At 43.8% G+C, this 25,194-nt stretch carries 20 protein-coding genes; 3 read left to right on the top strand and 17 right to left on the bottom strand.

Features of this window, described 5'->3' with window-relative positions:
- Positions 1-176: 176 nt before the first annotated feature.
- The 17 genes from accA to rpsB all read right to left on the bottom strand — a co-directional run bounded on the left by accA (position 177) and on the right by rpsB (position 19,742).
- Positions 177-1,136 (bottom strand): acetyl-CoA carboxylase carboxyl transferase subunit alpha, encoded by a 960-nt coding sequence (gene accA / locus JK188_RS03180; RefSeq protein WP_036956378.1) that lies wholly within the window; start codon positions 1,134-1,136, stop codon positions 177-179.
- A gap of 12 nt (positions 1,137-1,148) precedes the next feature.
- On the bottom strand, positions 1,149-4,631 hold the full coding sequence (dnaE, locus tag JK188_RS03175) for a DNA polymerase III subunit alpha (RefSeq protein ID WP_211887506.1): 3,483 nt from the start codon (positions 4,629-4,631) through the stop codon (positions 1,149-1,151).
- A 29-nt stretch (positions 4,632-4,660) separates the two neighbouring features.
- Positions 4,661-5,251: a ribonuclease HII gene (gene rnhB, locus JK188_RS03170; RefSeq protein WP_211887504.1), complete on the bottom strand. Its 591-nt coding sequence runs from the start codon at positions 5,249-5,251 to the stop codon at positions 4,661-4,663.
- Positions 5,251-6,405: a lipid-A-disaccharide synthase gene (gene lpxB / locus JK188_RS03165; RefSeq protein ID WP_211887503.1), complete on the bottom strand. Its 1,155-nt coding sequence runs from the start codon at positions 6,403-6,405 to the stop codon at positions 5,251-5,253. The genes rnhB and lpxB overlap by 1 nt, the downstream gene beginning before the upstream one ends.
- A 52-nt stretch (positions 6,406-6,457) precedes the next feature.
- Positions 6,458-7,255, bottom strand: coding sequence for an acyl-ACP--UDP-N-acetylglucosamine O-acyltransferase (gene lpxA / locus JK188_RS03160; RefSeq protein ID WP_108478503.1), 798 nt, complete (start codon positions 7,253-7,255; stop codon positions 6,458-6,460).
- Between the two features lies 1 nt (position 7,256).
- Positions 7,257-7,709, bottom strand: a complete 453-nt coding sequence (gene fabZ / locus JK188_RS03155) for a 3-hydroxyacyl-ACP dehydratase FabZ (RefSeq protein WP_006658399.1) — start codon at positions 7,707-7,709, stop codon at positions 7,257-7,259.
- A 130-nt stretch (positions 7,710-7,839) separates the two neighbouring features.
- On the bottom strand, positions 7,840-8,877 hold the full coding sequence (gene lpxD, locus JK188_RS03150) for a UDP-3-O-(3-hydroxymyristoyl)glucosamine N-acyltransferase (RefSeq protein ID WP_108478502.1): 1,038 nt from the start codon (positions 8,875-8,877) through the stop codon (positions 7,840-7,842).
- A gap of 3 nt (positions 8,878-8,880) precedes the next feature.
- Positions 8,881-9,375: a molecular chaperone Skp gene (gene skp, locus JK188_RS03145; RefSeq protein WP_036956365.1), complete on the bottom strand. Its 495-nt coding sequence runs from the start codon at positions 9,373-9,375 to the stop codon at positions 8,881-8,883.
- An 87-nt stretch (positions 9,376-9,462) separates the two neighbouring features.
- On the bottom strand, positions 9,463-11,877 hold the full coding sequence (gene bamA / locus JK188_RS03140) for an outer membrane protein assembly factor BamA (RefSeq protein ID WP_036956363.1): 2,415 nt from the start codon (positions 11,875-11,877) through the stop codon (positions 9,463-9,465).
- A gap of 41 nt (positions 11,878-11,918) precedes the next feature.
- The gene (gene rseP, locus JK188_RS03135) at positions 11,919-13,271 is read right to left on the bottom strand and encodes a sigma E protease regulator RseP (RefSeq protein WP_211887501.1); all 1,353 of its coding nucleotides are present in this window, start codon (positions 13,269-13,271) and stop codon (positions 11,919-11,921) included.
- Between the two features lie 8 nt (positions 13,272-13,279).
- Positions 13,280-14,146: a phosphatidate cytidylyltransferase gene (gene cdsA / locus JK188_RS03130; protein ID WP_211887499.1), complete on the bottom strand. Its 867-nt coding sequence runs from the start codon at positions 14,144-14,146 to the stop codon at positions 13,280-13,282.
- A gap of 6 nt (positions 14,147-14,152) precedes the next feature.
- Positions 14,153-14,905, bottom strand: coding sequence for a polyprenyl diphosphate synthase (gene uppS, locus JK188_RS03125; protein WP_211887497.1), 753 nt, complete (start codon positions 14,903-14,905; stop codon positions 14,153-14,155).
- 181 nt (positions 14,906-15,086) lie between these two features.
- Positions 15,087-16,280: a 1-deoxy-D-xylulose-5-phosphate reductoisomerase gene (gene ispC, locus JK188_RS03120; protein WP_211887496.1), complete on the bottom strand. Its 1,194-nt coding sequence runs from the start codon at positions 16,278-16,280 to the stop codon at positions 15,087-15,089.
- 149 nt (positions 16,281-16,429) lie between these two features.
- A complete protein-coding gene (frr, locus tag JK188_RS03115) occupies positions 16,430-16,987 on the bottom strand; it encodes a ribosome recycling factor (protein WP_036956356.1) in 558 nt (185 codons plus the stop codon).
- A 108-nt stretch (positions 16,988-17,095) separates the two neighbouring features.
- A complete protein-coding gene (gene pyrH / locus JK188_RS03110; protein WP_006814045.1) occupies positions 17,096-17,824 on the bottom strand; it encodes a UMP kinase in 729 nt (242 codons plus the stop codon).
- Between the two features lie 206 nt (positions 17,825-18,030).
- Entirely contained in the window at positions 18,031-18,882 is an 852-nt protein-coding gene (gene tsf, locus JK188_RS03105; protein ID WP_036956353.1) for a translation elongation factor Ts, read from the bottom strand.
- Positions 18,883-19,016: 134 nt separating this feature from the next.
- Entirely contained in the window at positions 19,017-19,742 is a 726-nt protein-coding gene (rpsB, locus tag JK188_RS03100; protein ID WP_036956352.1) for a 30S ribosomal protein S2, read from the bottom strand.
- A gap of 688 nt (positions 19,743-20,430) precedes the next feature.
- Between rpsB and map the strand changes: the two genes are divergently transcribed.
- The 3 genes from map to dapD all read left to right on the top strand — a co-directional run bounded on the left by map (position 20,431) and on the right by dapD (position 24,862).
- Positions 20,431-21,228: a type I methionyl aminopeptidase gene (map, locus tag JK188_RS03095; RefSeq protein ID WP_036956350.1), complete on the top strand. Its 798-nt coding sequence runs from the start codon at positions 20,431-20,433 to the stop codon at positions 21,226-21,228.
- Between the two features lie 106 nt (positions 21,229-21,334).
- Positions 21,335-23,974 (top strand): bifunctional uridylyltransferase/uridylyl-removing protein GlnD, encoded by a 2,640-nt coding sequence (glnD, locus tag JK188_RS03090; protein ID WP_211887494.1) that lies wholly within the window; start codon positions 21,335-21,337, stop codon positions 23,972-23,974.
- A gap of 60 nt (positions 23,975-24,034) precedes the next feature.
- Complete coding sequence (gene dapD / locus JK188_RS03085) at positions 24,035-24,862, top strand: 2,3,4,5-tetrahydropyridine-2,6-dicarboxylate N-succinyltransferase (protein ID WP_211887492.1); 828 nt, start codon at positions 24,035-24,037, stop codon at positions 24,860-24,862.
- Positions 24,863-25,194: the final 332 nt, after the last annotated feature.

Here is a 25,194-nt window from a genome sequence, read left to right as displayed (position 1 = left end):
CATTAAAAACATTCTATTTTTTAATACTAATTTTTGAATATGATAATTTGGATAATTAAGCTTATGATCATTGATTAATAAATATGAAAACTAAAGCATGAGCCATAAAAAACGGGAGCTGGCTAAACCGACTCCCGTTTCAAAATAGGCTGGATTACACTGAATAGGTTAGCTAATTAGCAGTAACCGTATCCCATCAGACGTTGATAACGGCGATTTTTCAGTGCTTCTTCATCCAGAGTTTCTAACTCATTCAAGTCTTGCGTGATTTGTGCTTTCAGAGATTCTGCAATTTCATCGTAATTACGATGAGCGCCGCCCAGAGGTTCAGGGATCACGCTATCAATTAGCTTCAGCTCTTTTAAGCGAGGCGCCGTAATACCCATCGCGTCAGCCGCTAATGGTGCTTTATCAGCACTTTTCCACAGAATAGATGCGCAACCTTCCGGTGAGATAACGGAATAGGTGCTGTATTGCAGCATATTCACTTTATCACCCACACCAATCGCTAATGCACCACCTGAACCGCCTTCACCGATCACGGTACAGATCACTGGAACGGATAAACGAGACATTTCACGTAAGTTACGTGCAATCGCTTCGGATTGACCGCGCTCTTCTGCACCAACACCTGGATATGCACCCGGAGTATCAATAAACGTAATAATTGGCAGGTTAAAACGCTCAGCCATTTCCATCAGACGCAGTGCCTTACGGTAGCCTTCTGGTGCTGGCATACCAAAGTTACGGCGAATTTTCTCTTTCGTTTCACGGCCTTTTTGATGACCAATAACCATCACTGGACGCCCATCTAAACGAGCTAAACCACCAATAATCGCTTTGTCATCGGCATACGCGCGATCACCCGCTAACTCTTGGTAATCTGTAAAAATACGGGAAATGTAGTCCAAAGAGTATGGACGACGTGGGTGACGAGCGAGTTTAGCAATTTGCCAAGCCCCCAGATCAGAGAAAATCTTACGTGTCAGTTCAACACTTTTTTCACGTAAACGAGCAACCTCTTCATCCAGGTTGACTTCTAAGTTGTTATCTTGACGGCTAACTGCAGTTAGGGAATCGATTTTCGCCTCTAATTCAGCAATCGGCTGTTCAAAATCAAGAAAGTCCAGACTCATAATATTCCTATTTTAGTCAAATTCTAATTCTACCTGCTCACTACCCAGCAGAGTTCGAAGGTCGTTCAGAAGGGGATCCACGGGTGTTACACGCCAAACAACGCCAAACTTAAGCTTAGCTCTGGCATCATCCTTCTGATAATACAAGTGAACCGGTATCGTGCCTGAACGGTGAGGTTCAAGCGCATTACGAAGCCGATTCAGTAATTGATCGTTAATCTGTTTATCGGACAGTGAAATTGCAAGGCCGCGCGCATACTTTTCCCTTGCTTCTCCGATATCCATCAATTCGCGCACTGTCATTTTATTACCACCATTGAAATCATCAAAGCTGACCTGACCGGTGGCAATTAAAATATTGTCTTTTTCCAACATATGTTGGTATTTATCCAGCGCATCTGAAAATAGCATAATATCCAGACGACCGGAACGATCATCGAGCGTGCAAATCCCAATTCGGTTTCCACGTTTGGTGGTGATCACTTTGGCAGAGAGCACTAAACCTACCACAGTTGTCACTTGACCACGAGGGGTTGGGTTCACATCTTTCAATCTCAAACCATTTGTATAACGCTCTATCTCACTTAAGTATCGCGTTATTGGGTGACCTGTCAAATAGAGACCCAAAGTTTCGCGCTCACCTTCTAGCACGACTTGCTCAGGCCACTTCGGCACACTCGCGTAAGAACTTTCAACCTGCTCTGGGGCTTCGGCAAGCACTCCAAACATATCCCCTTGCCCGATAGCTTCTGCTTTCGCATGCTGATCTGCCGCTTTTAATGCATCTTCAAGGGATGACATTAAAGCCGCTCGGTGAGGGCCTAAATGGTCGAATGCCCCTGCCATGATCAGCTTTTCCATCACGCGGCGGTTGATCTTTTTAATATCCACACGAGCACAAAGATCGAAAATTTCTTTAAAGATCCCACCTTGTTGGCGAGCTTCAATAATCGCTTCGATTGGGCCTTCTCCAACGCCTTTAATTGCGCCGATGCCGTAAACTATCTCACCTTCATCATTCACATGGAAGTGATATAACCCACTATTGATATCTGGTGGCAATACTTTCAAGCCCATACGCCAACATTCATCAACCAGCCCGACTACTTTTTCCGTGTTATCCATATCCGCAGTCATTACTGCAGCCATAAATTCAGCCGGATAGTGAGCTTTTAGCCATAATGTTTGGTACGAAACCAGCGCATAGGCAGCGGAGTGTGACTTGTTAAACCCATAACCGGCGAATTTTTCCACCAAGTCAAAGATTTTCATCGACAACTCGCCATCTACCCCATTTTTGATGGAACCTTCCTCAAAAACAGAGCGCTGTTTTGCCATCTCTTCAGGTTTCTTTTTACCCATCGCTCGACGCAACATATCCGCGCCACCGAGAGTATAGCCCGCTAAAACCTGAGCAATCTGCATAACCTGTTCTTGGTATAGGATAATACCATAAGTTGGCTCTAGAACAGGTTTTAATGATTCGTGCTGCCAATTTACATCAGGATATGAGATCTCTTCACGACCATGTTTACGGTCGATAAAGTTATCTACCATCCCCGATTGCAGCGGACCTGGGCGGAATAACGCCACCAGAGCGATCATATCTTCAAAACAGTCCGGTTGCAGGCGTTTAATCAGATCCTTCATTCCTCGGGATTCTAATTGGAATACCGCCGTGGTTTCCGAGCGCTGCAACATATCGAAGCTTTTCTTATCCTGTAAAGGAATAGCTGCAATATCAATCGGTTCTAAATTTTTCTTGGCTCGACGGGCATTGATCATCTCCAATGCCCAGTTAATAATGGTCAGCGTACGCAGACCTAGGAAGTCGAATTTTACCAAGCCTGCATATTCGACATCGTTTTTATCGAATTGTGTTACGGGGTTATTACCTTCAGCATCGCAATAAAGCGGTGCAAAATCCGTAATTTTAGTTGGTGCAATAACTACCCCACCGGCGTGCTTACCGGCGTTACGCGTTACCCCTTCAAGCTTACGCGCCATATCGATTAGCGCTTTAACCTCTTCATCTGCTTCATAAATTTCAGGCAGTTGCGGTTCTGCTTCAAAGGCTTTTTCAAGGGTCATTCCTGGATCAGGGGGAACCAGTTTAGAAATTCTATCAACGAAACCATATGGATGCCCCAGTACACGTCCAACGTCACGAATAACAGCTTTTGCTGCCATCGTACCAAAGGTAATAATCTGGGATACCGCGTCTCGCCCATACATTTGAGCAACGTGGTCAATAACTTGGTCACGTTTTTCCATGCAGAAGTCAACGTCAAAGTCTGGCATTGAAACCCGCTCTGGGTTCAAGAAACGCTCAAACAGCAGGTCAAGTTCAAGTGGATCTAAGTCAGTGATTTTTAGTGCATAAGCCACTAAAGAGCCCGCACCTGAGCCTCGCCCTGGACCAACAGGAACACCATTATCTTTCGACCATTGGATAAATTCCATTACGATCAAGAAGTAGCCAGGGAATCCCATCTGGTTGATAACATTGAGTTCGATTTCTAAACGTTCATCATATTCAGGGCGTCTTTCTGCTCGGACTTTTTCATCTGGGAATAAGAATTTAAGGCGCTCTTCCAGACCTTCTTTTGAACGCATGACCAGAAAGTCTTCCGTTTCCATATCCCCAGTCGGGAATTTCGGTAGGAAATATTCACCAAGACGAATAGTGACGTTACAGCGCTTAGCAATCTCTACACTATTTTCTAATGCTTCAGGGATGTCGGCAAACAGCTCGCACATCTCTTCTTCAGTACGTAAGTATTGCTGAGGACTATAATTTTTTGGACGCTTCGGATCGGCTAACGTGAATCCATCATGAATAGCGACACGAATTTCATGGGCATCAAAGTCACTGCTTTCAATGAAACAGACATCGTTGGTTGCCACTACAGGCAGACCACGCTGAGTTGCTAATTCGACAGCAGCATGTAGGTAGCTCTCTTCATCTGGTCGCCCAGTACGAATAAGCTCAAGATAGTAAGCATCAGGAAAGTGGGTTTGGTAGAACGCTAAGCTCTCATCCACTAATGCTTGGTTACCGCGGAGTAGAAACTGCCCCACATCCCCTTTTCGACCGCCTGATAGTAGGATCAAACCCTCTTTATGTTTGATGAGCCAATCGCGATGGATAGTTGGACCAATTGCGCCATAGCCTTTTTGGTAAGCTTCGGAGATAAGTAAGGTGAGGTTTTGATAGCCTTCATTGTTGCGAGCCAGAACCGTTAAGTGAGCAACCTCATCACCAAGTTGCTCACTTTCCATATAAAAATCAGCCCCAATGATTGGCTTAATACCTGCACCATGAGCCGCACCATAAAACTTCACTAACCCACAAAGGTTAGTAAAATCCGTGATGGCAAATGCAGGCATGCCCATGGCGGCGACTTTTTTCACTAATGGGCCGGTTTTTGCCAGCCCATCAATCATGGAGTAGTCACTGTGAACACGTAGATGAATAAAACGAGGAGAAGCCATTAACTTTATACCTATTTTTCTTATGCCGACTATTTAATGTCTAACGCACGTCTTACAGGCGCGAAGCTTTTACGGTGAAACTCGGTAGCGCCAAACTCAGCTAATTTTTCTAAATGATACGCTGTAGGATAGCCTTTGTGTTTCGCAAAACCATATTCAGGGAACGCTTTATCAAGCTCGACCATTTCTCTATCTCGAATAACTTTAGCCAGAATTGATGCAGCGCTGATCTCTTGGACTAAACTATCACCTTTGACAACAGCCTGTGATGGCATGGTCAATTTAGGGCAGCGGTTGCCATCCACTAAGACGAATTCTGGTTGAATTGAAAGGCCTTCTACCGCTCTTTGCATTGCCAACATAGTCGCATGCAATATGTTGAGTTGGTCAATTTCCTCAGGTTCTGCACGACCAATACACCAACACAGTGCTTTTTCTTTGATCTCATCGAACAGCTTTTCACGCTTTTTTTCGCTGAGTTTTTTCGAGTCGGCAAGTCCTTCAATCGGATTGTTGGGGTCTAAAATCACAGCAGCGGTCACGACAGCACCGACAAGCGGCCCGCGCCCCACTTCATCAACGCCAGCAATTAAGTTGGCTTTCGGGTATATAAATTCCATTATTTTCTAACCAAATCTAATACAGCATCAGCGGCTTGTTGGTCTGCATCACAACGAATCAATTGATGCAATTGTAAGAAAGTTTCCTTCAGCGCGTCCACTTGCTTTCCGCCTTCCAACAATGGAAGTAACTGGTCTGCAAGCTGCTGTGGCTGGCACTCTTCTTGGAGTAATTCTTTCACGATTTCTTTCCCTGCCAATAAATTTGGCAAAGAAACATAAGGCGTTTTGACTAAGCGCTTGGCAAGCCAGAATGTGAAAGGCTTCATGCGATAACCCACTACCATTGGGCATTTGGTTAGCATACATTCTAAGGCAGCGGTGCCTGAAGCGAGTAATGTCGCATCTGCCGCAGTCATTGCATCGCGAGCCTGTCCATCCAAAATATGGACATTCAACTCTGGAGCAACCTGTTGTTTTATTTCATCGAATTGCTGGCGGCGTTTCTGATTTACCAGAGGCACGACAATATGTAGATCGGCAAAGTGGCTACTTAATAGTGTAGCGGTTTTTAAGAAATCAGCGCTAAGCATTTCGACTTCAGAATGGCGACTTCCTGGTAACAATGCTAAACATTTTGCAGTTACGGGGATATTTAAACGTTCACGCGCAGCCTGTTTATCAGGGTTTAAGGGGATTGAATCCGCCATGGTGTGCCCAATAAAACGGCAAGGGACATCAAAACGGTCATAAAATGCTTTCTCAAATGGGAGAAATGCTAAGACTAAATTTGTGGAGCGACCAATTTTGAATACGCGCTTTTGGCGCCATGCCCAAACAGATGGGCTGACATAATGAATGGTTTTAATGCCTTTTGATTTTAAGCGACCTTCAAGGGTGATATTGAAATCAGGCGCATCAATGCCAACAAACACATCAGGTTGTAACTCAGTAAAACGCTGAGTTAAATCTTTACGGATGGATAATAAACGAGGTAAACGACCAAGGACTTCAACAATCCCCATGACGGCGAGCTCTTCCATTTCATACCAAGCTTCACAACCTTCTGCTTGCATGAGAGGACCTGCAACACCGACAAAACGGGCATTGGGGACTTGTTGTTTTAAGGCGCGGATAAGTCCTGCGCCTAAGATATCACCAGAGGTTTCTCCGGCAACAAGGCCAATAGTAAGTGGGCGGTTGCTATTCACCAAAATTCGCTCCTTATTAAAGGCCTTTTCTTGTATTCATCTGCAGCAGCAAAAATTAACGAATAATTCCGCGCTTAGATTGTGCTGAGTCTTCTAAGAAATCACTAAATACTTTGACGTGTTCGTCAGTTTTTGCCATTTCAGCAATTTCTTCACGTGCTTCTTCCAAAGACTTCCCTGAGCGGTATAACGTTTTGTAGGCGTTACGAATAGCGTGCAGAGATTCTTTTTCAAAACCACGGCGTTTTAAACCTTCAAGGTTTAAACCAAATGGAGTTGCATGGTTGCCCTGTGCAATAACGTATGGAGGTACGTCTTGTGCAACACCAGAGCATCCACCGACCATTACGTGCGCACCAATCTGACAGAATTGATGCACCGCAGTCATGCCACCAATAATAGCGAAATCACCAAGAGTGACGTGACCACCTAACGTTCCGTTATTCGCGATAATACAGCGGTTACCAATGATGCAGTCATGCGCAATATGGACGTTAACCATCAGTAAGTTATCATTACCAATTTTAGTTAGGTCACCGCCTTGTGTGGTTCCACGGTGGATAGTCACACTTTCACGGATGCGGTTACGGTCGCCAATCTCAACGCGAGTTGGCTCACCTTGGTATTTCAGGTCTTGGTTAATTTCACCAATCGAAGCAAATTGAAAAATAACGTTGTCACGACCAATTTTCGTGTGTCCGTTTACAACAACGTGAGATTTCAGCTCAGTACCTTCACCAATTTCAACATTAGCGCCGATATAGCAAAAAGGACCAATGCGTACATTGGCACCAATAACAGCTCCATCTTCTACAATAGATGAGGGATGAACATAGGCAGTTTTGTCAATCATATCAGACCTCACGACGACGGGCGCACATCATTTCTGCTTCGCAGGCCACTTCTCCATCAACTTTTGCTACACCTTTAAAACGTGCAACACCGCGACGTTCTTTGATAAATTCAACTTCCAGGATCATTTGATCTCCTGGCAGAACTGGACGTTTAAAGCGTGCGTTATCAATCGCTGCAAAATAATACAGCTCGCCGGGTTCAAGTTTGCCTACGCTTTTAAATGCAAGGATACCCGTAGCCTGAGCCATTGCTTCTAAAATTAAAACACCCGGGAAAATTGGTTTGCTAGGGAAATGTCCCTGAAAGAATGGCTCGTTAAAAGAGACGTTCTTTACCGCGCGCAAAGATTTACCTTCTTCAAAATCCAATACACGGTCAACCAAAAGGAATGGGTAACGGTGCGGAAGTAGTTCTAAGATTTCTTCTATATTCAGAGTATGATTATCACTCATCGAAATACTCTTCCTGTCTATTAATGCTATTTAATTAATGAATCGGCCCGCTTTAACTCAATAGCGAGTTAACAGGCAGGCCGGAAAAAACGTAACTCAAGAAACTATTTTAGCTTGAATTACCAAATAATTACTGATTTTTTTGATTTTGGCTATCTAATTCACGTTCAAGTGTTTTTAGACGCTTATTCATCTCATTGATGCTTAAGACTAAAGCTGCGGTTTTACGCCATGCTTTATTCGGCTGTAAAGGAATACCGGAAGAGTAAACTCCTGGCTCAGTAATTGGTCGCATGACCATTCCCATACCTGTTACGGTAACCTTGTCACAGATTTCCATATGACCATTGATAACACTGGCTCCGCCAATCATACAATAGCGACCGATTTTTAAACTACCAGCCATAATGACGCCACCCGCAACTGCGGTATTATCGCCTATTGTTACATTGTGCGCAATTTGGCATTGGTTATCGATGATAACGCCATTGCCAATGACTGTGTTATCTAATGCGCCACGGTCAATTGTTGTACACGCACCGATCTCAACACGAGATCCGATGATCACGGTACCTAATTGTGGGATCTTGATCCAATTACCACGATCATTGGCATAACCAAAGCCATCAGAACCGATCACTGTGCCTGACTGGATTAAGCAACTTTCCCCAATCTCAACATGATGGTAAACACTGACATTCGCCCATAAACGGGTGCCTGCACCAATGCGGGTATTTTTACCAATAAAACAACCTGCACCAATCACAACGTTATCACCTAGCACAACGCCACTTTCGATAACGGCATTCGCGCCAATTGCTACATTCTGACCAAGCTGGGCATCATCAGCAATGACCGCTGACGCATGGATATTCTCAGCAGGGGCTGGAGTGGTATCCATAATTTGCGCCATGTGCGCATAAGCAAGGTAAGGATTATCTACAACCAGTGCAGCAACCTTACAAGCACTCAGATCTTTTTCAGTTAATACCACAGCAGCAGCTTGGCAATCTGCCAACTTATCGCTGTAACGGCTATCAGATAAAAAAGTAATCTGCTGATTATTCGCTGAATACATCGGTGCAATACCGGTGATGACGATATCGCCATCACCGTGTAACTGTGCATTCAACTGCTGAGCAAGGTCAGCTAATCGAATTGAAGACATCTATTATTTAACCTGTTTTTGAACCTGACTGGTGATATCGATACCATCTTTTGCATACGCAACTGCGTTTGCATCGATAACAACATCATAGCCTTCTTTCGCTGCAACAGATTTAATAGAATCTTGGATACGGCTCAGGATTTTATTACGCTCTTCAGCTTGACGACGACGATTGTCTTCTTCAAATTTCTGAGCTTTTTCAGCGAACTGGTCACGTTTAGTGATTAATTCTTTTTCCTGCTTTTCACGATCGCTAGTGCTCATAGTCGCACCGTCACGACGCAGTTTTTCTACGCGTGATTGCAGATCTTTTTCCAGATTCTGCAGTTCAGTAGCACGGCTTTTGAATTCACTCTCAAGCTGTTTAGCAACGGCTTCACGAGCAGGCATGTTCTGGAAAACTTCGCCAACATTAACGATAGCGATTTTTTCAGCATACGCACCCGCAGACATTGCTAAAGCAATACTCACACCCGCTGCACACAACAATTTTTTCACACTAAACTCCTTAACCCATTCTTATGGCTGGAAATTTTGGTAGCCCTCATTATTTTATGAGGGCTGATTTCGATAGAGACTGAATTATTACCAAGTTCTACCAATATTAAATTGGAACTGTTCTGATTTGTCGCCTTCGTAATCCTTGATAGGTTGCGCATAGGAGAAGACCAGAGGTCCAAGTGGCGAAATCCACTGTAAAGCAATACCCGTAGAAACACGGACGTTAGTTGCTGTACCGTAGTCAGGCATACCTGCACGCCATGCTGGGTTAATACTGTTCCAGTTGGTATCCCATACGGTTCCCGCATCTACAAACAGAGATGTACGGATCGTATTCGCATATTTTTCGTCGATAAATGGCGTTGGTGTAATCAGCTCAAATGAACCTGCATACATCGCGTTACCACCAACCGCATCGCTAGATGGGCTACCTGGCTCAGGACCATCTTTGCCATCTACATTCTTCAGATATACAGCTTTCGGACCGATGTTATTTGAACGGAAACCACGGATAGTGCTAGAACCCCCTGCATAGAAGTTCTCATAGAATGGCATTTGTTTGCTACCAATACCATCACCATAACCCGCCTGCGCGCGACCTAACACAACCCATGTTTCATCATCATTCAATGGGAGATATTGGGCAGTATCAAAACGCAGTTTGTAGTATTCGTTATCAGAACCTGGGACAGTAATTTTGCCTGAAACACTGGTTTTGTTACCCGATGTTGGGAAGAAACCACGGTTTAAGGAGTTATATGTCCAACCTAAGTTTAGCGTAAAGTCATCAGCTCTGAAGCTTTCTTTGTTACGACCATCTTTAGTCACCGGTGGGTTTTCACCCATAGATTGTAGATAGTCCCACATTGCAGCTTGCGCACGCATGTCAGACAGGTCGTTATGAACATAACCCGCACCAATACGGAAGGAGTTATTTTCATTGAATGGGAAGCTTAATGTGCTATCTAAACCATACGTTTTGTTGTTATAGCCAGATAAGTCCGCATCTTTCGCACTAAAGTCGTTATAGAAAATACGTCCACCCAGACTCACACCGTTTACAGTAAAGTAAGGGTCTGTCATTGAAAACTCTACGTTTGTTGAGTAGTCATTTCGGCTGGCGTTAATACCAACCGCATTACCTGTACCCAACCAGTTATCCTGAGTTACACCAACTTGGAAGCTAACGCCACTTTCAGTACCGAAACCAACACCAAAGTTCATTGAACCAGTGTTACGTTCTTTAACCTTATAGATAACATCAACTTGGTCTGGGCTACCCGGAATGCGCTGAGTTTCAACATCAACAGTTTCGAAGAAACCAGTACGGTTCAGACGCTCTTTACCTAATTCAACTAAATCGTTACCTAACCAAGCACCTTCCATTTGACGCATTTCACGGCGTAAAACGGAATCTTTACTGGTATCGTTGCCTTGGAAACGAATTTGGCGAACATAGAAACGGTTACCTGCATCAACGTTAACATGCAGTTTAACGGTCTTGTCAGCGTCATTAATTTCAGGCTGAGTCATTACGCGCGGATAAGCGTAACCATAACGACCAAACAGGTCTTTAATTTGGTTTTCCATCTGAGTCACTTGCGCACCATTGTATAACTCACCTGGTGTGATAGTGATCAGCTCTTGGATATCCGCTAAATGCTCTGCCGTATTACCATTAACGTCCACGCCAGAAATCTTATATTGATCTCCTTCAGTGACATTAATCGTAATGTAGATATCTTTCTTGTCTGGTGTCAGACTCACTTGCGTTGAGTCGATATTGAAACGTGCATAACCACGATCAAGGTAGAAACTGCGCAGGGTTTCTAAGTCACCCGCCAATTTTTGTTTTTGATATTTTTGGTCAGCCGCTAGGTTCCACCATGGCACATCATCACGTAATTGGAGCTTGTTCACCAATTCCGCTGTTGAGTAATTTTTATTACCCACAATGTTGATCTGCTGGATTTTTGCAGACACGCCTTCAGAGAACACAAATTTTAAATCCACGCGGTTACGTGGTAATGGCGTGACCACCGCTTTTACTGTCGCATTGTATTTACCAACACTGTAGTAAAAGTCCTCTAAACCTTTTTCAATATTCGCAATTTTAGTGCGGTCTAATGCTTCACCCACACGGACATTGGATGCTTCCAAGTTCTGCTTTAGCATGTCATCTTTTACAGATTTGTTACCTGTAAAAGTGATACTCGCGATGGTTGGTCGTTCTTTAACTTGAACGATCAGCGTATTTCCATCACGCAGGACCCTAACATCTTCGAAGTTACCTGTAGAGAATAGCGAACGAATCGAACGACTGATATCTTCGTTATCGATTGAATCCCCGACCCTGACAGGCATGTTCAATAATGCTGCACCAACGGCGACGCGTTGTAGACCTTCGAAACGAATGTCTTTAACTACGAATCCGTCTGAACCGTATGCAGTGGCGCTACCTAAAAGCAGCGACGCTATGAGCAACTTTTTCATCGCCATCGTTGTTATGCGTATTCCTTACTGGTCCCAAGCTTACAAAATTAGAAGCGAGAGAAATCATTAAAAAGTGCAAGTCCCATTAACAGAATCAATGCCATTGCACCAATTCGAAAACTAAAGTCTTGTACTCGCTCAGACACTGGACTCCCTTTAATTTTTTCAATTAATAAGAAGAGTAAGTGCCCCCCATCTAACACAGGCAATGGAAATAGATTGATGATGCCTAAGTTCACGCTAATCAGCGCAATAAACATCAGATAATATACCAAGCCTGACTCCGCCGAAACCCCCGCACCTTTTGCGATAGATACCGGCCCGCTCAAGTTATTGAGTTTGACATCCCCAACAACCAGTTTACCCATCATATTGACTGTCAGTTTCATTAACTGCCAAGTCTTGTCGCTAGCTTGAAACAGTGCAGATATAGGGTTGTATTGCTGCACTATTTTATATTCATCAGCTAGCGGTAATACAGTTAGTTCGACACCTGCAACACCAAAACGCTCACCTTTTTTGCCTTCCTGAACATCAGGAACCAAGGTTAAATCAATCAATGTCGAATTACGTTGTACGGCTAATTTTAATGGTGTCCCCGGATTATTTCGGATTATTCTCGTCACTGGATTCCACGTATCCAGAAGCTCTCCGTTGACACTGATAATTCTATCTCCCGGTTTTAAACCGGCACGCTCGCCCGCTAAGCCTTCCGTCACTTTATGGATGACTGGGTCAACCTTCGCAGACACTGGCATAATCCCTATTGATAAAATAGGATCCTGCTTTTCAGGGTCAAACTGCCATGCGCTTAAATCTACTGTTTTAGAAACCGGCTCATTATATCCTTGAGGTAAAACTTGTGCAGTAAATTCCCTATCACCAATTTTACTCACTAGCGCTAAACGAACTGAATTCCAATCAGGTGTTTCGATACCGTCTATCGATTTTAGTTCCATTTGAGGCTCAAAATTTGCCTCAGCAGCAATGGAATTTGGCTTAATGCTATCAATGACTGGGCGAACAGACGGAATCCCAATCATAAAGACAATCCAGTAGACAACAATAGCGAGCAAAAAGTTCGCAAGAGGCCCCGCGCTGATAATGGCGGCACGTTGTCCAACGGTCTTATTATTGAAAGCTAAATGACGGCGTTCTGGGCTTACTTCACCAACACGCTCATCGAGCATTTTGACGTAGCCACCAAGCGGGATCAGCGCTAAAACAAACTCTGTCCCATGTTTATCGACTTTACGCCATAGCGTTTTACCAAACCCTATAGAGAACTTTTCAACATAAACACCGCAACGGCGCGCGACCCAATAATGCCCGAATTCGTGCACCGTAATCAGCACACCAATCGCAATAATAAACGCCGCTAAGCTCCAAATAAATCCCATTAATCTTCCTAAAGACCAAAACCGTTAAAAACTAACAAATTCAGCCCTGCAAATACAGGGATTGCCGCAGTTAGGCTATCAATTCTATCGAGTATTCCACCGTGACCTGGAATTAAATGACTACTGTCTTTAATACCGGATTGGCGCTTAAACATACTCTCTGTTAAGTCACCGAACACAGATACTACAACAACAATAATTGAAGTCACTAGTAAATAATCTGGCATTGCTGGGATTGGCGCATATAAGCTAAATAACCATGAGATAATTCCAGCGGTAATTAAACCACCGATTAACCCTTCCCATGTTTTACCCGGGGAAACTTTTGGTGCCATTTTATTGCGACCAATAGTACGTCCAAATGCATAAGCACCGGAATCAGCACCCCATACCAGTAACATAACGTAGAGTAGCCACCATGCCCCAACAGAGGTATCAGCTTGGTAACCAATGGTTCTTAATACCATCATGCCACTATAGAAAGGCACAATAGTTAATACGCCAAACAGCAAGCGAATGATGACCGATTTACCCCATGAAGCAGAGGCTGGGTATGTCACAACCAATAAAATGGCGGCAATCCACCAGATTAAGCCCGCCCAGAGGCTATATAAAATAAACGGAGAACTTGAAAGTGCGGTCATGTCTGGTAAAGAAAATTGAATTGCGAGTAATACCGCCGCAAATACAACTGCTAAACCGATACGTTTAGTTTGTGAATGCCATCCCGCAAATTGCGCCCATTCCCATGCGCCCAACGCACAGACTGCTATCACCACAAAACCGAAATTTGCTGGGGACAGTAAAAAAAGTGCAGCAATAACAATTGGAATTAAAATCACCGCAGTGAGTAAACGATACTTCAGCACATCCATCCCCTTTTATTTGACGAGTTCGTCATCTGATTCTGCTCCACCATAGCGCCGTTCTCGCTTGCTAAAAGCATCGACTGCATCCTGAAACACCATTTCATCAAAATCTGGCCATAAAACGTTGGTGAAATAAAATTCCGCATAAGCAACCTGCCATAACAAGAAATTACTAATGCGATGTTCTCCACCTGTACGGATCACCAAATCGACACACTCTTGGTCATGCATACAAACATGGTCGCTAATCGTACTTTCAGTTACGTCATCAATAGATAACTCACCACGACTCACTTTTTCATAAACTTGTTTAACGCTATTAACAATATCCCAGCGTCCACCGTAGTTAGCGGCAATATTCAGTTGTAAACCTGTGTTACCTGCGGTTAATGCTTCCGCTTTATCAATTCTTTTTCTTAAGGTTTCACTAAAGCGGTTAACATCACCAATAATTTTCAGTTTTACGTTATTTTTATGCAGGTTTTTGACTTCATTATCTAATGCAAAAACAAACAGATCCATCAACGAACTGACTTCTTTTTCTGGTCTTTTCCAATTTTCACTGCTGAATGCGTAAAGTGTCAGGGAACGAATATTATTCTTTACTGCAAAACGCACAGAACTACGTACAGATTCAACACCTGCTCGATGACCAGTAATTCTGAATTTTCCTCTCTGTTTTGCCCATCGCCCATTACCATCCATAATGATGGCAACATGCTTAGGCATCATAGAATCAGAGAGATTTTCACCACTAGAGTTCATTAAATGTTAATCCTTGTCTGTACTACTTGGGAAATCCGGCTCAATCATAACTCTTATGATTATAATTGCTGATAAGACACATCCTTAATATGCTTATTGTTGATAAGCTTTCTATTCTCAACACGCCACATATTAAAGATATATTATAGTTATCAGCAACTAAATAAATCACATATCAAGATTAAAATTCTTGAGCAATTAGCTGAGCTGCTTCACGACGAGCACAAGCATCGATTTCTAAGACCTCATCAATAGACGTGGGTTCCGAAAAATCTAATTTATCCATAATCTTGTGATTGATTTTTGCAATATCCGTAAAGCGAATTTTCTCTTCTAAAAATGCACCGACAGTAATTTCATTCGCACCATTTAATACGGTGGTAGCGGCTTGCCCTTGGTGACATGCATCGATAGCCAGTTTCAGGCAAGGATAACGTTGGTAATCAGGCTCAACAAAAGTCAGCGAAGATAACGTAGTAAAATCCAATGGCTTAGCGCCCGACATAATGCGCTGAGGATAGGCCATGCTGTACGAAATTGGTGTGCGCATGTCCGGTGTACCTAACTGAGCGATAACACTACCATCACGGTAGCGAACCATAGAGTGGATCACAGATTGAGGGTGAATAATCACTTCCATCTGCTTTTCGTTCGCATTAAAGAAATAGCAGGCCTCGATATATTCTAGACCTTTATTCATCATAGTCGCGGAGTCTACCGAGATTTTGCGCCCCATTGACCAATTAGGATGATTACATGCCTCATCAGGTGTCACCTGGTCAAAATAAGATAAAGGCGTGTCTCTAAATGGTCCACCAGACCCAGTTAATACAATGCTGGAAATCCCTGAAGCCGTCAGGTCGGCAAAGCCTAAATTCAATTGAATCTCTTCTGGTAAGCTTTGGAAAATCGCATTATGCTCGCTATCAATCGGGAAAACTGTCGCTTGATGCTCTCGAATCGCATTAAAGAATAAACGGCCACTGGTAATCAGAGACTCTTTATTCGCTAATAATATTCTTTTCCCTTTGCGGATGGCTGACAACGTTGGGAGTAGCCCCGCCACACCAGTAATAGCAGACATCACTTGATCCGCTTCATCTAATCCAGCAAGTTCAATCGCAGACTCTGTACCAGATAAAACTTCTGTTTTGCAGTTATTTTCCGTCAAAATAGTACGTAACGCTTTCGCTGCGCTTTCGTCAGCCATTGAGACATATCTAGGATTAAATTCAAGGCATTGGCTTGCCATCTCAGTCACATTTTTACCTGCGACTAATGCAAGAATTTGGAATTTATCAGGATTTTGACGAACAACAGAAAGTGTACTTGTACCGATTGAACCTGTAGAACCCAGGATAGTAAGACGTTTCATAGTGATCAGATACTCTGTATTAATTCAATACTGAGATTATATCAGCTTAGTGATGAGAAAGGATTGTTTAATAGAAATGATAAATAATAAAGCCATACTAAAGCACACTTTTAAAAAATGTGTTCAGATGGCTTTATTATCAAGATGGATTAAAACTCCATCAGCTCCGCTTCTTTCTGAGCTAATGCTTCATCCACTTTTTTGATGAAGTTATCAGTCAGCTTTTGGATGTCATCCTGTGAACGGCGCTCGTCATCTTCACTGATTTCTTTGTCTTTCAGTAAAGCTTTAACTTTATCGTTCGCGTCACGGCGGACGTTACGAATTGCGATACGACCTTGCTCAGCATCACCACGAACCACTTTGATTAAGTCTTTACGACGCTCTTCCGTTAATGGAGGAAGTGGAACGCGGATAACAGTACCTGCTGAAGATGGGTTCAGACCTAAGTCAGACGCCATGATCGCTTTTTCAATTGCAGGTGACATGCTACGGTCAAAAACAGAAATTGCTAATGTACGTGAATCTTCAACAGTCACGTTAGCTAATTGACGCAGAGGCGTTGCTGAACCGTAATATTCAACAGAGATGCCGTCTAACAGGCTTGGAGAAGCGCGGCCAGTACGAACTTTGCTGATTTGACTTTTTAGTGCTTCAAGGCTCTTTTCCATACGGTCTTGAGCATCTTTTTGGATTTCGTTAATCACGTTATCAACCCTTAAGAACTTGTTATTAAAGGCCGCAAAGCAGCCTCGCTTAAATTGTCTGAATTTATGTTAGATAATACATTCAAACTCAGGTCATGTCTCTGAGTATTAATTGTGAGAAATCAGAGTTCCTTCATTTTCACCCATCACAACACGGCGTAATGCGCCTGGCTTATTCATGTTGAAAACACGAATTGGCAGGTTGTGATCGCGTGCTAGCGTAAATGCAGCTAAATCCATAACTTTCAATTCACGCTCAAGAACTTCTTGATAATTCAGGTTTTCATACAGAACGGCATCAGGATCTTTGGCAGGATCTGACGAGTAAACGCCATCAACTTTTGTGGCTTTCAGTACAACATCAGCTTCAATTTCAATACCGCGTAAGCAAGCTGCTGAGTCCGTTGTGAAGAATGGATTTCCTGTTCCCGCAGAGAAGATAACCACACGGCCGTGACGCAGTAAGCTGATAGCTTCAGCCCAGCTATAGTTGTCACACACGCCATTGAGTGGAATCGCAGACATCAGTCTTGCGTTTACGTATGCACGGTGCAGCGCATCACGCATTGCCAGACCATTCATCACGGTTGCCAGCATACCCATATGGTCACCAACAACGCGGTTCATGCCTGCTTGTGCCAGACCGGCACCACGGAACAAGTTACCACCACCAATAACCACACCGACCTGTATACCCAGTTCTATAAGTTCTTTGATTTCCTGAGCCATACGATCTAAAACGCTAGCATCGATACCAAAACCTTCTGCACCTTGTAGAGCCTCGCCACTTAGTTTAAGCAGAATACGCTGATAAACGGGTTTTGCATTGGTTGCCATGAGTTGTGTCCTAACAGGTCATTATTGGAGTCATACATATAGAGCCTCGCTCTATATGCCGAAAAATGTATTTGATACAGAATGCTACACAAAAATAGTTCAAGTTGCAGGAAGTTGAATCGCTACACTAAAAGAGGCGAATGCATGCAGCTTGAAATATGCAGTGTATTAAAGAAAGGCCGCCAATCGGCGGCCCTTTTCGTTGATTACTTGCTCATTGCAGCAACTTCTGCTGCGAAGTCAGTTTCAACTTTCTCGATACCTTCACCAACTTCAAAGCGGATGAAGTTAGTTACGTTAGCACCTTTTTCTTTCAGTAAGTCACCAACAGATTTGCTTGGATCCATTACGAAAGGCTGGCCAGTCAGAGAGATTTCGCCAGTGAATTTGTTCATGCGACCGATAACCATTTTTTCAGCGATTTCGCGTGGTTTACCAGATTGCATAGCGATGTCTAACTGAATTTGGTGCTCGTGAGCAACAACGTCAGCTGGAACGTTTTCTGGAGTTACATATTCTGGCTTGCTTGCAGCAATGTGCATAGCGATGTGTTTCAGCAGTTCTTCATCTGCGCCTTCGCCAGCAACCAGAACACCGATACGAGCGCCGTGCAGGTAGCTACCTACTTGTGCGCCTTCCAGAATAGCAACGCGACGGATATTGATGTTTTCACCAATTTTCGCAACTAAAGCTGTACGTGCTTCTTCGAATTTTGCTTTCAGAGCGTCGATGTCAGCGTTTTTATCAGCAACAACTGAAGCTAAAACTTCTTTACCGAATGCTAAGAAACCAGCATCTTTAGCAACGAAGTCAGTTTCGCAGTTCAGTTCGATCAGCGCACCAGTTTTACCGTCGTTGAAAACTTCAGTCAGGATAACGCCTTCAGCAGCAACACGGCCTGCTTTTTTAGCAGCTTTCGCTTGACCTGATTTACGCATGTTGTCGATTGCTAATTCGATGTCGCCGTTAGCTTCAACTAATGCTTTTTTACATTCCATCATACCTGCGCCAGTACGTTCGCGCAGTTCTTTTACCAATGCAGCGGTAATTCCAGACATGTGATTTATTCCTCGATATGCCTCACGGGACTTTCCCACAAGGATAATTCTGATTCACAGAGACAAAAGGGGCCTAAGTAGGCCCCTTCTAACCAATATATAGCAATACCTGGTTAATAAGGGCTTTTGCCTTATTATTCAGCTTCTACTAAGCTTTCTTCTGCTTGAACAGCCAGATCTTGTGAACGACCTTCACGAACGGTGTTTGCAACAGCGCCCAGATACAGTTTGATTGCACGGATTGCATCGTCGTTACCAGGGATAACGAAGTCGATACCGTCTGGATCAGAGTTAGTATCAACGATAGCGAATACTGGGATACCCAGGTTGTTAGCTTCTTTGATAGCAATGTGTTCGTGGTCTGCATCGATAACGAACAGAGCGTCTGGTAAACCGCCCATATCTTTGATACCGCCTAAGCTGTTTTCTAACTTACCAAGTTCACGAGTACGCATCAGCGCTTCTTTCTTGGTCAGTTTGTCGAAAGTACCGTCTTGTGACTGAACTTCCAGATCTTTCAGACGTTTGATTGACTGACGAACAGTTTTCCAGTTAGTCAGCATCCCACCTAACCAACGGTGGTTTACGAAATATTGATCACAGCTTCCAGCAGCTTCTTGAACGGCTTCGCTTGCAGCACGTTTAGTACCAACAAACAGAATCTTGCCTTTACGAGAAGCAATTTTAGTCAACTCAGCCAGAGCTTCGTTGAACATTGGAACAGTCTTTTCCAAGTTGATGATATGAACTTTGTTACGAGCGCCGAAAATGAAAGGTTTCATTTTAGGGTTCCAGTAACGAGTCTGGTGACCAAAGTGAACGCCCGCTTGTAACATATCGCGCATGGAAACAGTTGCCATTTTATACCTCTGTATATAAGTAATTGGGGTTATGCCTCCACGAATCCCATGCTACCGACTCTATAGCTGCGTCTAAACGCATAAGAGCACCCCGGCGCACGTGCCGATTCGTGTGTGTTATTACACAATTGAGTTTTAGTTTATGCACATCCAATCGATGCCTTTAAGATTCACTCACTAATCCAAATTAGATTAAAAAATGAGATAAAGAGAAAAATATGGATTGCCGGCGCGCTTTATACCATAAAATGCAGTTGTAATCCAATAATTGTTGTTTTTTTCGCTGATAAAAACTAAGTGTACTATTCAAATATCAATGAATTTTGCCCGTCACAAAAGAGCCTCCGTGCAAATATGGAGCAACAACAAAGCGATAGCGAAAAATGGTCAAGACAAAAAAATCAACATCAAAAATCGACTGGCATTTTTGACAATTTGTGCTCTGGAAAGCTCAATTTGAACAAACCACGCCTGAGGCTTGGCTTACCCTGTGCTCCATTATCTGTTTTTAATCGGCTTGTATAATCGAATTGTGGGCATCTAAACATATCGCCTACTAGTTGGCAGAAAATGCGGTGACTGTTACCATACTCAGCATCAACGGTAAAAATGTCGCAACAATTGCCCATTTCCAAACCCTTTTTTTAACATGTCGCAAATCCCTTGCTGACATATATGGACTGAACTCATGGCTATTATTATCAAAACTGAAGAAGATATTCAGAAAATGCGTGTTGCTGGTCGCCTAGCAGCTGAAGTGTTAGAAATGATCGCACCGCATGTTGTGCCGGGAGTCAGTACAGGTGAATTGGATCGCCTTTGCCACAAACACATTGTTGAGCAACAACAAGCGATCCCTGCCTGCCTTGACTACCATGGTTTCCCTAAGTCTGTTTGTATTTCTGTGAATGATGTTATCTGCCACGGTATTCCAAGTGACGATAAAATTCTGAAAGATGGTGATGTGGTTAACATCGACGTCACTGTCATCAAAAATGGTTTCCACGGCGATACCTCTAAAATGTTCATCGTCGGTAAACCGACTATCCAAGGTGAGCGCCTGTGCCAAGTGACTCAAGAGAGTCTGTATCTGGCAATCCGCATGGTAAAACCAGGTATCCGTTTACGCACCATCGGTAAAGCCATTCAAGAATTTGTTGAGAAGCAAGACCTGTCTGTAGTTCGCGAATATTGCGGTCACGGCATCGGTGAAGGCTTCCACGAGGAGCCACAAGTACTGCATTATGATGCAGATGACAGCGGCGTTGTGCTGCAAAAAGGCATGACCTTCACTATCGAGCCAATGGTGAATACCGGTGATTTCCGTATTCGCACCATGAAAGATGGCTGGACAGTCAAAACTAAAGACCGTGGTTGGTCTGCACAGTACGAGCACACCTTAGCGGTGACTGACAACGGCTGTGAAATTTTAACTCTGCGTAAAGAAGAAGAGCCATTTATTTCTGCGGTTCTGATCAACGAGTAATCGTATTTCAAGCTCCTCCTTGGGGGAGCTTAGTTTTTCTGTTCATCCCCCCTAAAAAAACGTAAGCTGATCATAATTTCTGTATGGCTCTCAACACGGACAGATGATGATGACGGCACCTTCAAACAGCTATTTATCCCCCACGCAATTCCAACCTTCCGATCTTGAGCTCTCAGCGCTTCGGCAACACGTTGATCAATTTGATGCTTGGTTAGAATCTGCATTTCACCAAGGGCAAAATGTCGTGGATTTACTCCGCGCCCGCAGTGACTATCTTGATGCCCTGCTCACCAAGCTTTGGCAGAGTTACCATTTTGACCAATGTTCAGGGATGTCGTTGATTGCCGTCGGTGGCTATGGTCGTCATGAGCTACACCCGCTATCAGACATCGACATTTTAATCCTCAGCCAGCAACCGATTCCTGAAGAGATTGCAGCTAAAGTCGGTCAGTTCATTACCTTGCTGTGGGATTTGCGTTTTGATATCGGGCATAGTGTTCGCTCATTGGAAGAGTGCATTGACGCTGGAAAACAAGACTTAACCACGGCGACTAATCTGATTGAATCGCGCTTAATTTGTGGTGATATCGCCCTATTCTTAAACTTACAGAAAACCATTTTTAGTGATGATTTTTGGCCTTCCGCCACATTTTTTGCCGCAAAAATAGCCGAACAGCAGGAACGCCATCAGCGTTATCACAGTACCAGCTACAATTTAGAGCCAGATATTAAAAGCAGCCCCGGCGGATTACGGGATATTCATACCTTACTGTGGGTAGGTCGCCGTCATTTTGGTGCAACAACCGTCGATGAAATGGTGGGCTTTGGTTTCCTCACCGAAGAAGAACGCCAAGAACTCAAAGAGTGTTTATCATTTCTATGGAAAATCCGTTTTGCCTTGCATTTAGTGGTTAAACGCTATGACAATCGCCTACTGTTTGACCGTCAATTTAGTGTTGCACAATCATTAGGTTACACCGGTGAACGTAACCAACCTGTCGAGCGCATGATGAAAGATTTCTATCGCGTCACTCGCCGCGTCAGGGAATTAAATCAAATGCTGCTACAACTGTTTGATGAAGCTATCTTGGCATTAAATCCAAATGAAAAACCGCGCCCTATTGATGAATATTTCCAACTGCGTGGCAACTTAATCGATGTGATTGACGAAATGCTGTTTATCAAACAGCCCGAAGCTATTTTAAAAATGTTTTATCAAATGGCTCGCAACCCCAATATTGAGGGGATCTACTCCACCACATTACGCCAACTGCGCTTTGCTCGGCGCGATCTGAAACTCCCCTTATGCGAAATTCCTGAAGCCCGCCGCATGTTTGTCAAAATTTTGCGCCATCCAAGGGCTATCAAAGGGGCTTTCGTCCCGATGCACTTACACAGTGTTCTCAGCGCCTATACGCCACTTTGGAGCAATATCGTTGGGCAGATGCAATTTGACCTGTTCCACGCCTATACAGTGGATGAGCATACTATTCGTGTCTTACAAAAGATCGACAGTTTTACGCAGGAAGAGAATCGCCGCGAACACCCACTATGCGTGAGTGTTTACCCTAAAATTTTACAACCCGAACTGCTGCGATTAGCGGCAATGTTTCATGATATTGCCAAAGGGCGCTCAGGGGATCACTCCGATCTCGGTGCTGAATTTGTCTATGAATTCGCTCTTCAACATGATTTTACAACCAAAGATGCCGAGCTCGTCGCATGGCTGGTGAAAAACCACTTATTGATGTCCGTGACCGCCCAGCGCCGAGATATTCAAGACCCGGATGTGATCAAACAGTTTGCAGGGGAAGTTAAATCGACAGCGCGCTTGAATTACCTGATGTGCTTAACGGTTGCCGATATTTGTGCCACCAACAGCACGTTATGGAATAGCTGGAAGCAAAGCTTGATCCGCGAGCTCTATCTTTCGACCGAGCATCAACTTAACCAAGGCATGCAAAGCACGCCCGATCTCCGTGAGCGCATTCGTCATCATCGTTACCAAGCGCTATCGCTACTTCGCCAATTTCACATTGATGAAGAACAGCTCAACACACTGTGGTCACGCTGCCATGCGGATTATTTCCTGCGCCACACGCCGACTCAACTAGCTTGGCACGCCAATCACCTACTCAAACATGATTTAACCCAGCCTTTAGTGTTAATCAGCACTCAACCGAAACATGGCGGAACAGAAATTTTTATCTGGTGCCACGATAAAGCGCATTTATTTGCGGCCGTTGCCAGTGAGCTGGATAGACGCAACCTAAGCATTCATAGTGCTCAAATTTTTACCAATAAAGATAATATGGCGATGGATACTTTCGTGGTGCTCGAACCTAACGGCTCGCCACTTTCGAAAGATAGATATGAACATATTCGCAAGGCGCTATTACTGGCAGTTCAACAACCTGAAATTCCATTACCAAAACCGCGAACACTCCCTGCCAAGCTACGTCATTTCAGCGTACCAACCAAAGTGAATTTTCTACACTCCAATAATGACCGCCGTACCTATATGGAGTTATTCGCGCTTGATCAACCAGGATTACTCGCCAAAGTGGGGCATATTTTCGCTCAAATGGAGATTTCTTTATACGGTGCCCGCATCACGACCATCGGCGAAAAAGTCGAAGACTTTTTTGTTTTGGCTGATAAAGAACACAAAGCGTTGGATAAAAATATGCAACAAGAGTTATCAGAAAGGTTGACAGAAGCCCTTAAATCGAAGGATAAAATATAGTGCCAGTCTCATTGATGGCATGTTACCTGACTGAGAACCATTGTAGGAGAAACAGCATTAATGCAACAATTACAAGCAATTATTGAGCAAGCATTCGAAGAGCGCGCATCCATTACCCCGAATACTGTCACGCCAGCAGTCAAGCAAGCCGTGATGGAAACCATCGCTTTATTAGATAGCGGTAAACTGCGTGTTGCAGAAAAAATTGCAGGTGTTTGGGTCACTCACCAGTGGCTGAAGAAAGCGGTTTTATTATCTTTCCGTATTCATGATAACCAAGTTATCGAAGGCGCAGAAAGCCGCTATTTTGATAAAGTTCCAATGAAATTTGCGGATTACGACAAAGCACGCTTTGAACGTGAAGGCTTCCGTGTTGTGCCACCAGCAGCCGTACGCCAAGGGGCTTACATCGCTAAAAACAGCGTGTTAATGCCATCTTACGTCAACATCGGCGCGTATGTTGATGAAGGAACTATGGTCGATACATGGGCAACAGTTGGTTCTTGTGCGCAAATTGGTAAAAACGTTCACCTTTCTGGTGGCGTTGGCATCGGTGGCGTTCTGGAGCCATTACAAGCAAACCCAACAATTATCGAAGATAACTGCTTTATCGGCGCACGTTCTGAAGTGGTTGAAGGCGTGATTGTTGAAGAAGGTTCCGTGATTTCTATGGGCGTTTATCTGGGTCAAAGCACCAAGATTTATGACCGTGAAACGGGTGAAATCTTCTATGGTCGCGTACCTGCGGGCTCCGTTGTTGTTTCCGGTAACTTACCGTCCAAAGATGGTAGCTACAGCCTGTACTGCGCCGTGATCGTGAAAAAAGTCGATGAAAAAACCCGCGGAAAAGTCGGTATCAATGAGTTACTAAGAAGTATTGATGAGTAAGTATAGAGCAGTGATTGACTCGTAAGTTACCGAATCAATTACTCATCAAACTCTAAACTCTCACCTCCCCTTACACTTTAAGGGTTGCAAAGTGTAAAACGCGAAGCTACCCCGAAGCGCATGTCCATCTGCGAATCGGGTAGCCGAGTGTACTTAGCCATTGTTCCACTGATCCATTGATTTACTGATCCATTGATTAATAATGGAAAATCCTGCACCTCAAGCACAAACCTCTCGTTAAGTCAGCAGAAGCCTCTGGGTTATAGATAGATAACACAAATAATAAAGTAGATTCTATTACAAACAGAGGTTGGTCAAACGGGATTGATCGC

The organism is Providencia sp. JGM181 (assembly GCF_018257375.1).
Classification (GTDB): Bacteria; Pseudomonadota; Gammaproteobacteria; order Enterobacterales; family Enterobacteriaceae; genus Providencia; species Providencia lanzhouensis.
This window is presented reverse-complemented; position numbering and strand designations above follow the sequence as displayed.